Genomic DNA, 17,336 nt, shown 5'->3' with positions numbered 1-17,336 from the left:
CGTTGTCGGTTCTCGTCCCGTATGCCCGCCGCTTGCCAAAGGGCATACCGATGAAAACACTGGCCAAACTCCCCGTCACCATCGTCACCGGCTTCCTCGGCTCGGGCAAGACCACGCTGCTGCGCCACATGCTCGACAACGCGCAGGGCCGTCGCATTGCGGTGATCGTCAACGAGTTTGGCGAGTTGGGCATTGACGGTGAAATCCTCAAGCAATGCACCATCGGTTGCACCGAAGAAGAAGCCACCGGCCGCGTTTACGAGCTGGCCAACGGCTGCCTGTGCTGCACCGTCCAGGAAGAGTTCTTCCCGGTCATGCGTGAACTGGTTGCCCGTCGCGGTGATCTTGACCATATCCTTATTGAAACCTCGGGCCTGGCTCTGCCAAAACCGCTGGTGCAAGCCTTCCAGTGGCCGGAAATCCGTAGCGCCTGCACCGTTGACGCGGTGATCACCGTGGTCGACAGCCCGGCCGTCGCCGCTGGCACTTTCGCCGCGTTCCCGGATCAGGTTGATGCGCAGCGCAAACTCGACCCGAACCTCGACCACGAATCGCCACTGCACGAACTGTTCGCCGATCAACTGGCCAGCGCCGACCTGGTGATCCTTAACAAGGCCGACCAGACCAGCGCGGAAGACCTCGCTCGTGTCCGCGCTGAAGTCGCCGAAGAGCTGCCGCCAGCAGTGAAAATCATCGAAGCCAGCAACGGCCGTCTGCCGCTGGACGTACTGATTGGCCTCGGCGCCGGCTCCGAGGAACACATCGACAGCCGCCACAGCCATCATGATCACCACCACGGTGAAGGCGATGACGACCACGATGACCACGATCACGACGCTTTCGATTCGATCTCCATCGAACTGCCACAAGCCGACGAAAGCCTGTTGCTCGACGCCCTGACGCAACTGGTGGTCAAGCACGGTATCCTGCGCGTCAAAGGTTTCGCCGCCATTCCGAACAAGCCGATGCGCTTGTTGATCCAGGGCGTGGGCACGCGTTTCGACAAACATTTCGACCGCCAGTGGGGTGCTGATGAAGCGCGCGTCACGCGGCTGGTGTTGATCGGTCAGGAACTCGACGCCGCGCAACTCGAAGCGCAACTGCGCGCTGCGCTCAGCGTTTAAGCCATGCACCTGCTCAGGACTCAGCCCGGCGGTTTCGTCTCGGATGACAACATTGCCGACCTTGGCCAAACCCCCGCCGAGCTGGTGATCCTGTGCAGCGGCGACTCCAGTCTCGCGCTGCTCGCCGAAGCCGCGCAGCAGTTGCCGGAAGATTACCCGAGCCTGCGTCTGGCCAACCCGATGCAGGTGCAGAATCACGCTTCGGTCGATCTGTACGTCGATGAAGTGCTGCGCCACGCCAAGGTGATCCTGATCTCGCTGCACGGCGGCATCGCCTATTGGCGCTACGGCGTCGAGCGTCTGATCGAACTGTCCGAGCGCGGTGTGCAGGTGATTCTGGTGCCGGGCGATGACCGTCCTGATCCGGAACTCAGCGACCTGAGCACCGTCAACGCTGTGGATCGTGATCGCCTCTGGCAATTCCTGCGTCAGGGCGGGCTGGGCAATGCACTGGATTTCTTCCGCTGCATGGCCAACCGTTGGCTCGCCCGTGATTACTCGTGGGACGAGCCGCAAACCCTGCCACGCACGGCGATTTACCACCCGACTAAAAACACCGCTGCACTGAGTGACTGGCAGGCCGAATGGCTGCCTGAGCAACCGGTCGCGGCGGTGCTGTTTTACCGCTCGCATCTACAAGCGGCGAACACCGCGTTCATCGATGTGTTCTGCCAGCGCTTGCAAGCGGCGGGGCTGAATCCGCTGCCGATCGCGGTGGCCAGTCTGAAAGAACCAGGCTGTCTGACGGTGGTCGAGGACTGGCTGGACGAGGTCGAGGCCGGGGTGATTCTCAACACCACCGGTTTCGCTCAATCCAGTCCGGAAGCGCCGCATCTGCGACCGTTTCGCCGCAATATCCCAGTGATCCAGGCAATCTGTGCGCAGGACAACGAGCCCGGCTGGCGCGACAGCGAGCAAGGCCTGGGGCCACGGGATCTGGCCATGCACATTGCCTTGCCGGAACTCGACGGGCGCATCATCAGCCGGCCGATCAGTTTCAAGGATCTGGCCTGGCGCAGTGAGCGCAGTCAGTCCGATGTCGTCTGCTACCGCGCGCAACCTGAGCGCATGGATTTTGTCGCTGAACTGGCGCGGCGCTGGATTGATCTGGCGCGGGTGCCGAATGGCGAAAAACGCATCGCATTGATCCTCGCCAACTATCCGACCCGTGATGGGCGCATCGGCAACGGTGTCGGTCTCGACACGCCGGCGGCGGCGCTGAACATCCTGCGTGCATTGCAGGCTGAGGGATATCCGCTCACCGCTGAACTGCCGAATAGCGGCACCGAGTTGATCGAGCAATTGCTCGGTGGCGTCAGCAACGATCTCGACACTATTGATCTGCGTCCGTGCCAGCAAAGCCTGGCGATGGACGCTTATCTGACGATGTTCAACGCGCTGCCCGAGGCCAATCGCAGCGCTGTGATCGAACGCTGGGGCGCGCCGCAAAACGATCCGATGTGCCGCGACGGTCGCATGATGATTGCCGGTCTGCGCTTCGGCCTGACGTTTGTCGGTATTCAGCCGGCGCGCGGTTATCAGGTTGACCCGAGTGCGGTCTATCACGACCCTGATCTGGTGCCGCCGCACGCTTATCTGGCGTTCTATTTCTGGTTGCGCAACACCTACGGCGCCCACGGCGTGATCCACGTTGGCAAACACGGCAACCTCGAATGGCTGCCGGGCAAAGGCGTCGGTCTTTCGGAGAATTGCTGGCCGGATGCGTTGCTCGGGCCGCTGCCGAATATCTATCCGTTTATCGTCAACGATCCGGGCGAGGGCGCGCAGGCCAAACGGCGCACGCAAGCGGTGATTATCGATCATCTGATGCCGCCGCTGACCCGTGCCGAAACCTACGGCCCGTTGCGCAATCTGGAGCTGCTGGCCGACGAGTATTACGAAGCGCAGCTGCTTGATCCGCGCCGCGCCCGTGAACTGCAGCGCGACATTCTGCTATTGGTCCGCGAGACGCAGATCGACCGCGAACTGCAACTCGATGCGGCGCTGGACAGTGATGCTGACGCGGCGATCTGGTTGCCGCGCCTGGATACGTATTTGTGTGATTTGAAGGAATCGCAGATTCGCGATGGTTTGCACATTTTTGGTGAATCGCCGACGGGGCGTCTGCGGATCGATACGTTGCTGGCGCTGCTACGGATTCCGCGCGGAGACGGGAAAGGCGCACAGTCGAGTCTGCTGAGAGCACTGGCCAAAGCATTCGAACTCGGTTTCGACCCGCTCGATTGCGCGCTGGCCGATCCATGGACCGGTCCTCGCCCGCCAGAGCTGCAATCGCAAAGCGATGAAGTCTGGCGTAGCGCCGGCGATACCCGCGAACGCCTCGAACTGTTTGCCACCCAACTGATCTCCCAAGCCCTGCACGATCCATGTGGGAGCGAGCTTGCTCGCGAAGGCGTCGTATCAGCCAACACTTCATTCACTGACATACAGCTTTCGCGAGCAAGCTCGCTCCCACAGGGATCGGGGTGGTCTGATGTAAATGCGATCATCCAGTCCCTGCGCGAAGTCGTCGCCCCACGCCTCGATGCCTGCGGCCCCGCCGAAATGCGCGGCCTGCTCGACGCCCTCAGCGGTCGCTTCGTCCCCGCCGGCCCCAGCGGTGCCCCCAGCCGTGGTCGCCTTGACGTGCTGCCCACCGGCCGCAACTTCTACTCGGTCGATGTGCGCAACCTGCCGACCACCACCGCGTGGCGCATCGGTTTCCAGTCGGCGACATTGATTCTGGAACGGCACCTGCAAGACCACGGCGATCACCTGCGCCAGCTCGGATTATCCGTGTGGGGCACCGCGACCATGCGCACCGGTGGCGACGACATCGCCCAGGCCATGGCACTGATGGGCGTGCGTCCGGTGTGGGCCACCGGCAGTCAGCGCGTTGATGATTTCGAGATTCTGCCGCTGAGCCTGCTCGACCGTCCGCGCGTCGATGTCACGCTGCGAGTCTCCGGGTTTTTCCGCGATGCCTTCGCCAACCTGATTCGCCTGTTCGACGCTGCCGTGCAAGCGGTAGCCGCGCTGGACGAGCCGGATGATCTCAACCCGTTGGCCGCGAAGGTGCGTGCCGAGCGCGAGGCGCTGCGGCAATCGGGCCTCGATGAGGACACCGCGCGGCGTCAGGCCGGATGGCGGATCTTCGGCGCCAAACCCGGCGCGTACGGCGCAGGCGTGCAGGGCGCCATCGACGGTCGCTTGTGGCAGAGCCGTGAAGATCTCGCTGAGGTTTATCTGAACTGGGGCGCTTATGCTTACGGCGGTGCCGACGAAGGCACCGCTGCGCGCGAGCAATTCGTTCAGCGCCTGAGTCAGGTACAAGCGGTGCTGCAGAATCAGGACAACCGCGAGCACGACCTGCTCGATTCCAATGATTACTACCAGTTCCAGGGCGGCATGCTCGCAGCGGTGGAAAGCCTGCGCGGTGAAGCGGCGGCGAGTTATCACGGCGATCACAGCCAGCCTGATCTGCCGAAGATTCGCACCTTGAAAGAAGAGCTGAACCGGGTGATCCGCTCGCGAGCGGCCAATCCGAAATGGATCGACGGGGTCAAGCGCCACGGCTATAAAGGCGCGTTCGAAATGGCCGCGACGGTTGATAACCTGTTCGCGTTCGATGCAACGACGCAGTTGATCGATGACCACCAGTACGCGTTGTTGGCGGATGCCTACTTGCTCGATCCGGCGACGCGGGATTTTGTGCGAGAGCATAATCCGCATGCGCTGCGCGATATGACCGAGCGCATGCTGGAGGCGCAGCAGCGCGGGATGTGGCAGGAGCCGGGGGCTTATAAAGAGGCGCTGGAGAATCTGCTGTTGGATATTGAGGAAGATATGTAGCCGCTCAAAAGCTACCCTCACCCCAGCCATCTCCGGAGGGAGAGGGGGCCGATCTCTGTTGCTGTCAAAACTTGAGTTCGGCTCGATATATCAGGTCGGCGTAACTCGCCAGAACACCTCGGTCAGTTCCCTCTCCCTCCGGGAGAGGGCTAGGGTGAGGGCCAGCCCAACTGACACCCCACAACCATCAAGCACACCAATGACCACGACAGAGAAAACCCAAATGACCGACACCCCGCATTTCCCGCTCTCCGCCGTGGTCGGCGCCGATGACCTGAAACTCGCCCTGTGCCTCACCGCCATTGACCCGAAAATCGGCGGCGTGCTGATCGAAGGCCCGCGCGGCATGGCCAAATCCACCCTGGCCCGGGGCCTGGCCGATCTGCTCGCCAGCGGTCAATTCGTCACCTTGCCGCTGGGCGCCACCGAAGAGCGTCTGGTCGGCACCCTCGATCTCGACGCCGCCCTGAGCGAGGGGCGTGCGCAGTTCTCGCCGGGTGTGCTGGCCAAGGCTGACGGCGGCGTACTCTACGTCGATGAAGTCAATCTGCTGCCCGATCACCTCGTCGATCTACTGCTCGACGTCGCCGCCAGCGGCACCAATCTGATCGAGCGCGACGGCATTTCCCATCGGCATTCGGCGAAGTTCGTGCTGATCGGCACGATGAACCCGGAAGAGGGCGAGTTGCGTCCGCAACTGCTCGACCGCTTTGGCCTGAACGTCGCCCTCAGTGGCCACACGGCACCGACCGAACGCGGACAGATCATCCGTCGGCGACTGGATTTCGACAGCGACCCGCAAGCGTTCTGCGCACAGTGGCAAGCCGAGCAGCAAGCCTTGCGTGCGCGTTGCGAACACGCTCGTGATGCCCTGGCCAATATTGCGCTGGATGATGCCGCACTGGCGCAGATCACCGAGCGTTGTTTCGCCGCCGGGGTTGATGGTCTGCGTGCCGACCTGGTCTGGTTGCGCGCGGCGCGTGCCCACGCGGCATGGCGCGGGGCAGGGGGGATTGCCGAGGAAGACATCGACGCTGTCGCCGAGTTTGCCCTGCGCCATCGGCGCCGTGAGCAAGCGCCATCGAGTCCGCCGCAACCGGCCGAGTCGCCGGCCACGACTCAGGCATCACCGAGTGAAGGGCAGGGCCAGTGGGGCGACATGCCGGCGCCAGCGCTCGCTACCGGCACCCGCCGCGAAGTGCCGAGCTGGCCAAAAAAGCGTTAGGCATTCGCCCCCGATCCGACGCGGGGGCGAATGCCAGACCCCGCGCCGGTCGGCTGGACAACGGACGCCAAGGCAAGCGCCATAAGGCGCGCAGCGGTACGGTGAATTGGCCGGGCACGTTGCTCAACGGGCGTCCCCGGACGCGTGAAGATTTGCTGTTTCAACTGCGCACGCGCTCACCGCATGAATTGTGGCTGGTGATCGTCGATGCCTCCGCCTCGACCCGCCGCCATCAGTCCTTGAGCGATGCCAAAGGTTTGCTCGCGCAATTGTTCGATGATGCTTACCGCCAACGGGCGCGACTCGCATTGTTGACGGCCAGTGGCTCGGTGCCGAAATGGCAGGTGCAGGGATTGAAGGCGTCCAGCGGCTTGCGGGTGTGGCTGGATGCTTTAGGTGCAGGCGGTGGCACGCCGTTGCTGGCAGCGCTGGAGCAGGCCGGGCAGTGGCTGACGGTGCGGCGCAAGCGCTTTCCTGCCGAGCAGCAACGCTTGCTGGTGGTGACCGATGGGCGTTTGAAACAGTGGGCGGGCTTGCCCGCGCTGGGGTGTCCGGGGTTGCTGATCGATATCGAGCGTGGGCCGATCCGGTTGGGCCGGGCCAAGGATCTGGCGACGGCATTGGATGCGCAGTATCGACATATCGATGAACTGATTTCCCTCTGATACTTTCTGTGTCTGGTCCGGCCTCATCGCGAGCAGGCTCACTCCTACAGGGGAACGCATTCCAAATGTAGGAGTGAGCCTGCTCGCGATTGCATCGACCCGCTCTAGAGCCGAACAACCACAAACCGCATCGCTGCACTATGCTGCCCCCAGCCCAATCACAAGGAGTGAGCGATGCGCGTTCTGGTGAAAAACCCTCAAGACGACTTCCGCGTCAAAGCCTACGCCGGCACCAACGGCGTGCTGCTGGCCATGGATCTGGCCGAATCCCGGCGCCAAGGCCTGCTCGGGTTTGCCATCGAAAAGCAGCAGGGCGCCAAACCGTGGTTGTTCCTGTTCAACAGCCTGACGTTCCCTGGCAAAGCGCATACCTTCCCTCAGTTCCACGCCACCCCAAGCGATAAAGCCCCGCTGCAGAAATTTCGCTGGGCCGATTACGCGGTCAATCCGGGCATGACCCTTCACTATCGCGTGCATCTGGCCTACGGCACTGCGGATGCCGTGCAGTTGGGTGAGTCGCTGGAACTGACGATCACCTCCGATGACGGTCACCCGAGCAATCAAAGCGTGATATTCAACCGTGCGGTCGCCGCCAGTCAGGCATTCCAGCGCAAGTTTCCCGATCTGGACGCGCAGATCAGCGCCAACAAAAACATGCCCATCGAATCCTGGCCCGATGCCGCGCGACAGTGGCTGGAAAACGGTTTGCTCGGGCGCTTGCTGGGGTTTATCGAGCGTGCGGTCGATGGTCAGTGGGCGCTGGACATCGCGATTTACGAGTATCAGTTGCAGGCAATCGTCGATGCGGTGAACGCGGCGTTCACGCGGGGCGTACAGGTGCGGGTGCTGTATCACGCCCGGCCCGATGATGAAGACACCACGCTCAACGAAGCGAGCCTGGCGGCACTGCCTCCCGCGAGCAAACGCGGGCGAGTGACCCACAATATCTTTCACAACAAATTCATGGTCCTCAGCCGCGTCGATGCCAGCGGCACTCGTCAGCCTGAAGCGGTTTTGTGTGGCAGCACCAATTTCACCGCCAACGGAGTTTATCGTCAGGCCAACGTGGTGCATGTGCTGGACGATGCATCGATTGCCGCCAGTTATCTGCAAACATTCGAGCAGATCTGGGCGCAGCCGGATGATATCGGCGTTACCCGTGACTGGATTACCGAACACAACCCGATGAATCCGCAGCAACCTTTGTTCGCCGGGTTCTCACCGCGTACCGGCGGGGCCGATCTGCAGGCATTCGTGCGGATCATCAGCGCGGCGAAAAAGGACGTGCTGTTCGTCACCGCGTTCTCGCTGCCGGATGCGATTCTTAACGCGTTACTCGGTCAGCCCCACGACGACATTTTGCGTTATGGCCTGCAGAACACTGCCAGTCGAATCACCGGTTTTCACGCCGACCGCAGCGCCGAATTCGCCGCCACCGCATTGCTCAACACCGGGCTGGAAGGCTGGCTGCGCGAGAACATGAAAGGCCAGAAAGGCAATCTGCTGGTGCACACCAAAGCCGTGGTCACCGACTTCACCACAGACACACCAACGATCATCAGCGGCAGCCACAACCTCAGTGTTTCGGCGAGTAATGGCAACGATGAAAACTACCTGATCATTCGCGGCGACACCGATCTGGCGGATCGTTACGGGCTGGAGCTGCTGCGGTTTTATGAGCATTACCGCTTTCGTTATTTCGCGAAGAAGCTGGCGTTGAAGCAGGTGAGTCCGTTGGCGGTGGATGACCGTTGGACGAATGACTATTACATCGAAGGGGATTTGCGGCAGTTGTCCCGCCTACGCTTCGCTGGCCGCTGACATTGCCCCTGTAGGAGCTGCCGCAGGGGAATCCGGAGAGCTGTTACAAATTTGGAAATGATTTGCTGCTGTAGGAAATGTTCCCAAAGCCTGTACGCTCCAAGGCCATTTTTCATTCAGGATTTGCATGAACACCCTCTCGGAGCCTCCCAGTCGCACCTTCCCCTCGCGCCATGGCGCGGTCTTGACGCACTCGCAGCATCCGGTTTTCCGACATCCGACTATCGTTGCTAACGCGGCCCCAGAGCCTTCGCGTTGCGCTTTGCCGTGTCCGGCAGCCTGAATTCATCGAGAGAGATAGAGACGTTTTATGGAATGGTTAGCGGATCCCACAGCCTGGCTGGGCTTGTTGACATTGATCGTGCTGGAACTGGTGCTGGGTATCGACAACCTGGTGTTCATCGCAATTCTGGCAGACAAGCTGCCACCGCATCAGCGTGACCGCGCGCGGATTATTGGTCTGTCGCTGGCGCTGATCATGCGCCTTGGCCTGTTGGCGAGTATTTCCTGGCTGGTCACCCTCACGCAGCCATTGTTCGAGGTGTTCGACAAGAGTTTCTCTGGTCGCGACCTGATCATGTTGTTCGGTGGTGTGTTCCTGCTGTTCAAAGCGACGATGGAGTTGCATGAGCGATTGGAAGGCCACGTTGGCGAACGCTCGAGCAACACCGCCTATGCGCTGTTCTGGCCGATCGTTGCGCAAATTGTGGTACTCGACGCGGTGTTCTCGCTGGATGCGGTGATCACGGCCGTCGGCATGGTCGATGAACTGGCGGTGATGATGATCGCGGTGATCATCTCGATTGGCTTGATGATTGTCGCCAGCAAACCGCTGACGCGCTTCGTCAACGCGCACCCGACGGTGATCATGCTGTGTCTGGGCTTCCTGATGATGATTGGTTTTGCCCTGACGGCCGAAGGTCTGGGCTTCCACATTCCGAAAGGTTATCTGTACGCCGCCATCGGTTTCTCGATTCTGATCGAGGTGTTCAACCAGATAGCCCGGGCTCGCCGCAAGCGTTCAATGCAGGGTTTGCGGCCGATCCGCGAGCGCACGGCGCACGCGGTCATGCGCTTGCTGGGTGGGCGTAAACTGGCGGCGGAAGAGGTCGGCGAGGAAATTTCCGACCTGCTCGACGACGGTGACGCGCCAAGTGCCGAACTTTTCGACCGTCGCGAACGGGTGATGATCAGCGGCGTGCTGCAACTGGCCGAACGCCCGATTCGCGGGCTGATGACCGTGCGCGCCGATGTCGACACGCTTGATCTGGCCGATGATCGCGAGGCCATTCGTACACGCTTGATGCACTCGTCCTACTCGCGTCTGCCGTTGATTCGTAACGGTGCGGTGGATGAGCCGTTGGGCTTCGTGCACAAGAAAGAATTGCTCAAGGAGTACCTGGCCGGGGCCGAGCCGAACCTGGAACACCTGGCGCGCAAGACCATCAATTTGCTCGATAGCTATTCGATCCTCAACGCGCTGGAGCAAATGCGCGCCGCCTCGACGCACATTGCTTTTGTGGTCAACGAGTTCGGTGATTTTGTTGGTGTGTTGACCATGACCGACATCCTCGAATCGATTGCCGGTGAGTTGCCCGATGCCAGCGAAATCGAAGGCCCGGATGTCGTTGAGGAGCAGGGCGGTTATATCGTCAGTGGTGCGTTGAACCTGGCGCGTGTGCGCCAACGCACAGGGTTTGGTGCGGCACCGACCGAGGATTATCAGACCATGGCCGGGTTGGTGATGAGCCTGCTGGATCGATTGCCGGTCATTGGTGATCGTCTGGAGCTTGAGGGTTGGCAGATGACGGTCAAAGCGGTGGAAGAGCGGCGGGTGACGCGGGTGCTTTTGGAGCGCGCGCCAGCGTAATCCTTGAGTTCTCTACTAACTGTGCCGGCCTCTTCGCGAGCAAGCTCGCTCCCACCTTGGAACGCGTTTCAAATGTGGGGGCGAGCCTGCTCGCGAATGCTTGGGTTCAGGCACCGCAGTATTCACTGATGAAAAGTGTAGCGATCCTTCCCATATGCTTTGACGCAAACAACACCTCTTGCGCCTTGAGCAGCGCCTGATTCAGCGAATCGCAATCCTCGACCCGGGTCTCACCGATACTGGTGGTCACCGGTCGAAGAATTTCCGCAGGCGAGCACGCGCAACGGTGCGCAAAGTGCGAAGAGTCTGCCGCAGCCAAGGCAGATCATGTATTCGTTTACGGGGCGCGCTGGGTGCTTTGGTCTTGCCGATGTGCTCGGCGAAATCCCGTGCGAGGGTTTCTTCGGTGCCGATGCCTTTGAGTTTTTTCACCAGTCTGCCGTTCTTGTAAAACAGTACGGTTGGCGTCCCGGTGACCAGCGGATGACGCGCTGTTTCTCTGGTATTGAGCATGTAAATATTGGCGCGATGCCGATACGGCTCGGCCGTCTGACGAAAGATCGGCCCGGCCCACTCGCAGGCGGGGCAATGTTCGTTGGCGAAATAAAGAATCACTGGACGCCAGGTTTTCAGGGCTTTGCGGTAGGTGGGGGCCAACGTGGAGAGAGGGATATTCGCACTCATGAGAATCTCCTTTTCGAGTACAGCAACACCTATAGACGGTAATCCAGTGCAAGCCATGCGCCTACTGTCAGAGTTGACAGGTGTAACCCGCCTGGTTTTGTGCCATGCGCCCCGAAATGTGGCGCGAATACCCGGAGTGTGTGGCCAACGGTAGCGTGTATTAACCGCGCTCTTGGTAACGACGCGACTGTCCCTTTCTGCATCTCTTTGATTTCGAAGACATTTAGATCTTCTGCAGATTCTCACCCGATCCTGTGGCACACTTTCTGCTGTCTATTCCGTAGTAACAAACCGTGTTCCGGTATAGCGGAATAAACACCATCCTGGAGTGCTTGCCATGCATCGCCGTCCTTCGTTGTTCAAAGCGTGTGTTTTTGTTCTTGCGGCTTCGTCCGCTGTCATGGGTATGGCCCAGGCAGCCGACAGCAAGCTCGACAGTGTTCTGGCCCGTGGCAAGTTGATCGTGGGCACCGGTAGCACCAATGCGCCGTGGCACTTTCAGGGCGCGGACGGCAAGTTGCAGGGGTTTGATATCGACATCGCCAGGATGGTGGCCAAAGGTCTGTTCAACGACCCGAGCAAGGTCGAGTTCGTCGTGCAGTCGTCCGATGCGCGGATTCCCAATCTGCTCACCGACAAAGTCGACATGAGCTGCCAGTTCATCACCGTCACCGCCAGCCGTGCGCAGCAAGTGGCGTTCACCCTGCCGTACTACCGCGAAGGCGTCGGCCTGCTGCTGCCGAACAACAGCAAGTACAAGGAAATCGAAGACCTGCAAGCCGCCGGCGACAGCGTCACCGTGGCGGTGCTGCAGAACGTCTACGCCGAAGAGCTGGTGCATCAAGCATTGCCAAAAGCCAAGGTCGATCAGTACGACAGCGTCGACCTGATGTACCAGGCCGTGAACTCCGGCCGCGCCGATGCCGCCGCCACTGACCAGTCTTCGGTCAAATACCTGATGGTGCAGAACCCTGGTCGCTATCGCAGCCCAAGCTACGCATGGAGTCCGCAAACCTACGCGTGTGCGGTGAAACGCGGCGATCAGGATTGGTTGAACTTCGTCAACACGGCGCTGCATGAAGCCATGACCGGCGTTGAATTCCCGACTTATGCGGCGTCGTTCAAACAATGGTTCGGCGTTGACCTGCCGTCGCCTGCGATCGGTTTCCCTGTCGAATTCAAATGATCCCGAGAGAGTGGGGCGATTAAAGTCGCCCCGCTCAAGGTACTGCTGACCATGAACTATCAGTTGAACTTTGCCGCCGTGTGGCGCGATTTCGACACCTTGCTGGCGGGGCTCGGTCTGGGCCTTGAACTGGCCTTGGTGTCGATCGCCATCGGCTGCGTGATCGGCCTGCTGATGGCGTTCGCCTTGCTCTCGAAGCATCGCGCCTTGCGCGTGCTGGCCTCGGTGTACGTCACGGTGGTGCGTAACACGCCGATTCTGGTGTTGATTCTGTTGATCTACTTTGCGTTGCCGAGTCTCGGGATTCGCCTGGACAAGATCCCGTCGTTCATCATCACGCTGTCGTTGTATGCCGGGGCGTACCTGACCGAAGTGTTCCGTGGCGGTTTGCTGAGTATCCCCAAAGGCCAGCGCGAGGCCGGGCTGGCCATCGGTCTCGGCGAGTGGCAGGTCAAGGCCTACGTCACCGTGCCGGTAATGCTGCGCAATGTGCTGCCGGCGCTGTCGAACAATTTCATTTCGCTGTTCAAGGACACCTCACTGGCCGCCGCGATTGCGGTGCCGGAGCTGACCTATTACGCGCGCAAGATCAACGTCGAAAGCTACCGGGTAATCGAAACCTGGCTGGTGACCACGGCGTTGTATGTCGCGGCCTGTTACCTCATTGCCATGCTGCTGCGTTACCTCGAGCAGCGTCTGGCGATCCGCCGATAGGAGGCTGCGATGTACGAATCTCCCAGTTGGTTACATGAATTGTGGGTCGCGCGTGAGCCGTTGTGGCAGGGCTTTCTGACCAGCGTGCAAGTGTCGGCGCTGGCGATCCTGCTCGGCACGATGCTCGGGGTGGTCGCCGGTCTGGTGCTCACGTATGGCAAGTTCTGGATGCGCGCACCGTTTCGTTTCTACGTCGACCTGATTCGCGGTACGCCAGTATTTGTGCTGGTGCTGGCCTGCTTCTACATGGCGCCGGCACTCGGTTGGCAGATCAGCGCATTTCAGGCCGGGGCCTTGGGCCTGACGCTGTTTTGCGGTTCCCACGTCGCCGAGATTGTTCGCGGTGCATTGCAAGCCTTGCCGCGCGGGCAAATGGAGGCGAGTAAAGCCATCGGCCTGACGTTCTACCAATCCCTCGGCTACGTGCTGTTGCCTCAGGCGCTGCGGCAGATCCTGCCGACCTGGGTCAACTCGTCCACGGAAATCGTCAAGGCTTCGACCTTGCTTTCGGTGATCGGCGTCGCCGAATTGCTGCTCAGTACGCAACAGATCATCGCTCGGAACTTCATGACCCTGGAGTTCTACCTGTTCGCCGGTTTTCTGTTCTTCGTCATCAACTACGGCATCGAATTACTCGGCCGGCACATTGAAAAGCGGGTGGCCTTGCCATGACTCAAGCTCAAGTTTCCCCACAGAATCAGGCGTTGCTGGACATCCGTGGCCTGCACAAACAGTACGGCGCAGTCGAAGTGCTCAAAGGTGTCGATCTGAGCATGCAGCGCGGCAACGTGGTGACCCTGATCGGCTCCAGCGGCTCGGGTAAAACCACGCTGCTGCGTTGCGTGAACATGCTCGAAGAATTCCAGGGCGGGCAGATCCTGCTCGACGGTGAATCCATCGGCTATGACGAGGTCAACGGCAAGCGTGTGCGGCATGCGGAAAAACTCATCGCCCGTCATCGTGCGATGACCGGCATGGCGTTCCAGCAATTCAACCTGTTCCCGCATTTGACCGCATTGCAGAACGTCACCCTGGGCCTGCTCAAGGTGAAGAAAATGCATAAGGATGAAGCCGTGGCGCTCGCCGAGAAATGGCTGGAGCGCGTCGGCCTGCTGGAGCGACGCAATCACTTTCCCGGTCAGTTGTCCGGCGGTCAGCAACAGCGCGTGGCGATTGCCCGGGCGATTGCGATGAACCCGAGCCTGATGCTCTTCGATGAGGTCACGTCGGCACTCGACCCGGAGCTGGTTGGCGAAGTGCTTAACGTGATCAAGGGCCTGGCCGAAGACGGCATGACCATGTTGCTGGTGACCCATGAGATGCGTTTTGCCTTTGAGGTCTCGGACAAGATCGTTTTCATGAATCAGGGGCGGATCGAAGAACAGGGGCCTCCCAAGGAACTGTTCGAACGCCCGCAATCGCCGCGTCTGGCTGAGTTTCTGAAAAATACGCGGTTTTAATCTTACGTTTTCACATCAGGAGAAACACCCATGAGCATTACGCGTTACGGCACCGGCAGCACCGCCGCTGGCGGCCAGCCACGTCCCTTCGCTCGCGCCGTTGAAGCGGATGGCTGGCTGCATGTGTCCGGCCAGGTGCCGGCGGTGGATGGCGAGATTATTGTGGGCGGTATCGTCGAGCAGACCCATCAGACCATGAAAAACCTGATCGCGATTCTCGAAGAGGCCGGGTATGGCCTGGAAGATGTCGTGCGTGCCGGGGTGTGGCTGGATGATCCGCGTGATTTCAGCAGTTTCAACAAGGTCTTTGGCGAGTACTTCAAGCCTGAACACGCACCGGCGCGGGCCTGTGTGCAGGCGAGCATGATGGTCGATTGCAAGGTCGAGATCGACTGCATCGCGTACAAGAAGAAGGCTTGAAAATTGCTGTGTTGCTTAGGCCGCAGCCCCTCACCCTAACCCTCTCCCAAGGGAGAGGGGACTGATTTGTATCGATGCAGGTTTTGGCGGCTGATCACAACATGTGCATCGATACAGTCAGGCTCCCTCTCCCTCTGGGAGAGGGCGGGGGGTGAGGGCAGCAATCCAACTGACACAACACCAAGGGCCAGTTACCATCCGGCGACTTTGAATGGGAACCACTGAAATGACCGAAGACACCATCAAACGCCGGGCTCGCGGTCTGGACCGGGCGTTCGATATTCTCGATTTCCTCAAGGAGATCGGCCAGCCGCTGCGCCCCAACGACATCGCCAACGGCATCGGCAGCCCGAAATCCACGGTCTACGAACTGGTTGCATCGTTGCTGGAACGACGGATTCTGGAGCCAGTGGGCAAGGACGGTCATGTCTACCTGGGTCGGCAGCTGTACTTCCTCGGTCAGGCGCATTTGCGTCATTTCGACCTCAGCCGCGAGGCCGATCATGCCTTGCAGGAAATCGTCAGCCAGACCCGTGAAACCGCGCAGATGTGCCTGCTCAACGGGCGCAAATACACGGTGGCGTTGATGAAGGAGGGCGAGCGGCATTTCCGCATTTCCTCTGACATCGGTGAAAACGCACCGATCCCGTGGACCGCTTCCGGGCGCCTGCTGCTTGCGCATTTAAGCGATCAACAGATCATCGACCTGATCGACGAAGACGACTACATCCTGCCCGATGGCGAACGCCTGCCGCTGGAGCGTTTTCTGGCGGAAATCCGTCAGGCCGGCATCGATGGTTTCTTCTCCTTCGACAGTGTTGCCGACACCTTTACCCATTGCTTCGCCGCGCCGGTCAAAGACACACAAGGCGTGGCCATTTGCACCTTGTGCATCGTCGCGCCACGGGCCGATGCGAAAAACAATTACGACGACTATCGCCGGGTGCTGATCGAGAGCGCCAACAGCCTCGCCCGGCGAATCAACGAATAACCGCGGCTGGCTGCAGCCGCGAATGTGAGGAGTTCGACCATGACGACTGCCATCAATACTGCTGGAGAAAAGGGCGACGCTGCCATCGGCGCGCACCTGGCGCGTGACGTCAGCCTGCCGGCGCTGGTGCTGCATCGTGCAGCGCTGGAGCACAACATCCACTGGATGCAAAAGTTTGTCAGCGACAGCGGTGCGGAACTGGCGCCCCACGGCAAAACCAGCATGACCCCGGCGCTGTTCAAACGTCAGCTCGACGCCGGCGCGTGGGGCATCACCCTTGCCAGCGCGACCCAGACCCGCGCCGCTTATGCCCATGGCGTGCGTCGGGTGCTGATGGCCAACCAATTGGTCGGCACGCCGAACATGGCGTTGATTGCCGACCTGCTGGCCGATCCGTCGTTCGATTTCTATTGCATGGTCGATCACCCGGACAACGTCGCCGATCTCGGCGCGTACTTCGCCTCGCGCGGGGTGAAGCTGAACGTGATGATCGAGTACGGCGTGGTCGGCGGGCGTTGCGGTTGCCGCAGCGAGCAGGAAGTCATCGAGCTGGCCAAGGCAATCAGCGCGCAACCGGCGCTGGCCCTGACCGGCATCGAAGGTTACGAAGGGGTGATCCACGGCGATCACGCAGTCAGCGGCATTCGTGAATTTGCCGCGTCGCTGGTGCGCCTGGCGGTGCAGTTGCAGGACAGCGGCGCATTCGCCATCGGCAAGCCGATCATCACCGCCTCGGGTTCGGCCTGGTATGACCTGATTGCCGAGTCGTTCGAAGCGCAGAACGCTGCTGGACGTTTCCTCAGCGTGTTACGCCCGGGCAGCTACGTGGCGCACGACCATGGCATTTACAAGGAAGCGCAGTGCTGCGTACTCGACCGCCGCAGCGATCTGCACGAAGGTTTGCGTCCGGCGCTGGAAGTCTGGGCGCACGTGCAGTCGCTGCCCGAGCCGGGTTTTGCGGTGATCGCACTGGGCAAGCGTGATGTTGCGTTCGATGCCGGTTTGCCGGTGCCGTTGCTACGTTACAAGGCGGGTGTGGTGCCGGCGCTGGGCGATGATGTCGGTGCGTGCAAGGTCACGGCGGTGATGGATCAGCACGCGTTCATGACGGTGGCGCCGGGCGTTGAGTTGCGCGTGGGCGACATCATTTCCTTTGGTACGTCGCACCCGTGCCTGACGTTCGACAAGTGGCGTGTGGGGTTGTTGGTGGATGAAACGCTGTCGGTGATCGAGAGCATGGAGACTTGTTTCTAAAGCTTGAGACCGCGTCGCGGCCATTCGCGAGCAGGCTCGCTCCCACCCTTGGAATGCGTTTCCTTGTGGG

At 60.6% G+C, this 17,336-nt stretch carries 14 protein-coding genes and 1 pseudogene; 13 read left to right on the top strand and 2 right to left on the bottom strand.

The window, feature by feature from the left end; genetic code table 11:
* Positions 1-50 precede the first annotated feature (50 nt).
* The 6 genes from cobW (at position 51) to H8F23_RS00825 (ending at position 10,557) form a co-directional block, all read left to right on the top strand.
* Positions 51-1,124, top strand: coding sequence for a cobalamin biosynthesis protein CobW (cobW, locus tag H8F23_RS00850; protein WP_093430911.1), 1,074 nt, complete (start codon positions 51-53; stop codon positions 1,122-1,124).
* Positions 1,125-1,127: 3 nt separating this feature from the next.
* The gene (gene cobN / locus H8F23_RS00845) at positions 1,128-4,976 is read left to right on the top strand and encodes a cobaltochelatase subunit CobN (RefSeq protein WP_194933071.1); all 3,849 of its coding nucleotides are present in this window, start codon (positions 1,128-1,130) and stop codon (positions 4,974-4,976) included.
* A 223-nt stretch (positions 4,977-5,199) separates the two neighbouring features.
* Positions 5,200-6,201, top strand: coding sequence for an ATP-binding protein (locus H8F23_RS00840; protein WP_194933070.1), 1,002 nt, complete (start codon positions 5,200-5,202; stop codon positions 6,199-6,201).
* Complete coding sequence (locus H8F23_RS00835; RefSeq protein ID WP_324187872.1) at positions 6,126-6,866, top strand: vWA domain-containing protein; 741 nt, start codon at positions 6,126-6,128, stop codon at positions 6,864-6,866. Before H8F23_RS00840 ends, H8F23_RS00835 begins: the two co-directional genes overlap by 76 nt.
* 174 nt (positions 6,867-7,040) lie before the next feature.
* Positions 7,041-8,687, top strand: coding sequence for a phospholipase D-like domain-containing protein (locus H8F23_RS00830; protein ID WP_194933069.1), 1,647 nt, complete (start codon positions 7,041-7,043; stop codon positions 8,685-8,687).
* A 310-nt stretch (positions 8,688-8,997) separates the two neighbouring features.
* Positions 8,998-10,557 carry a TerC family protein gene (locus H8F23_RS00825; RefSeq protein WP_194933068.1) on the top strand — a complete coding sequence of 520 codons (1,560 nt, stop codon included), beginning with the start codon at positions 8,998-9,000 and terminating at the stop codon, positions 10,555-10,557.
* Between the two features lie 122 nt (positions 10,558-10,679).
* On the opposite strand, the pseudogene H8F23_RS28755 reads toward H8F23_RS00825, so the two are convergent.
* Positions 10,680-10,810, bottom strand: a pseudogene (locus H8F23_RS28755) (GGDEF domain-containing protein); the annotation flags it as partial.
* Positions 10,804-11,241 (bottom strand): thioredoxin family protein, encoded by a 438-nt coding sequence (locus tag H8F23_RS00820; protein ID WP_194933067.1) that lies wholly within the window; start codon positions 11,239-11,241, stop codon positions 10,804-10,806. The gene H8F23_RS00820 and the pseudogene H8F23_RS28755, both read right to left, overlap by 7 nt.
* A 337-nt stretch (positions 11,242-11,578) precedes the next feature.
* Between H8F23_RS00820 and H8F23_RS00815 the strand changes: the two genes are divergently transcribed.
* From H8F23_RS00815 to H8F23_RS00785, 7 genes are all read left to right on the top strand, one after another.
* The gene (locus H8F23_RS00815; RefSeq protein WP_123449107.1) at positions 11,579-12,427 is read left to right on the top strand and encodes a transporter substrate-binding domain-containing protein; all 849 of its coding nucleotides are present in this window, start codon (positions 11,579-11,581) and stop codon (positions 12,425-12,427) included.
* A gap of 51 nt (positions 12,428-12,478) precedes the next feature.
* Positions 12,479-13,141: an amino acid ABC transporter permease gene (locus tag H8F23_RS00810; RefSeq protein WP_003225455.1), complete on the top strand. Its 663-nt coding sequence runs from the start codon at positions 12,479-12,481 to the stop codon at positions 13,139-13,141.
* 9 nt (positions 13,142-13,150) lie between these two features.
* A complete protein-coding gene (locus tag H8F23_RS00805) occupies positions 13,151-13,813 on the top strand; it encodes an amino acid ABC transporter permease (RefSeq protein ID WP_122605259.1) in 663 nt (220 codons plus the stop codon).
* Entirely contained in the window at positions 13,810-14,601 is a 792-nt protein-coding gene (locus H8F23_RS00800; RefSeq protein ID WP_093430931.1) for an amino acid ABC transporter ATP-binding protein, read from the top strand. The genes H8F23_RS00805 and H8F23_RS00800 overlap by 4 nt, the downstream gene beginning before the upstream one ends.
* A gap of 30 nt (positions 14,602-14,631) precedes the next feature.
* Positions 14,632-15,021 (top strand): RidA family protein, encoded by a 390-nt coding sequence (locus H8F23_RS00795; RefSeq protein WP_007912330.1) that lies wholly within the window; start codon positions 14,632-14,634, stop codon positions 15,019-15,021.
* Positions 15,022-15,247: 226 nt separating this feature from the next.
* Positions 15,248-16,012 (top strand): IclR family transcriptional regulator, encoded by a 765-nt coding sequence (locus H8F23_RS00790; protein ID WP_194933248.1) that lies wholly within the window; start codon positions 15,248-15,250, stop codon positions 16,010-16,012.
* Positions 16,013-16,051: 39 nt separating this feature from the next.
* Positions 16,052-17,266: an amino acid deaminase gene (locus H8F23_RS00785; RefSeq protein ID WP_194933066.1), complete on the top strand. Its 1,215-nt coding sequence runs from the start codon at positions 16,052-16,054 to the stop codon at positions 17,264-17,266.
* The last annotated feature ends 70 nt before the right edge of the window (positions 17,267-17,336 follow it).

The sequence above is a fragment of the Pseudomonas neuropathica genome (genome assembly GCF_015461835.1).
In the GTDB taxonomy this organism is placed as follows: Bacteria; Pseudomonadota; Gammaproteobacteria; order Pseudomonadales; family Pseudomonadaceae; genus Aquipseudomonas; species Aquipseudomonas neuropathica.
Note: the sequence above shows the minus strand (reverse complement) of the source record. Positions and strands in the feature narration are given on the sequence as shown.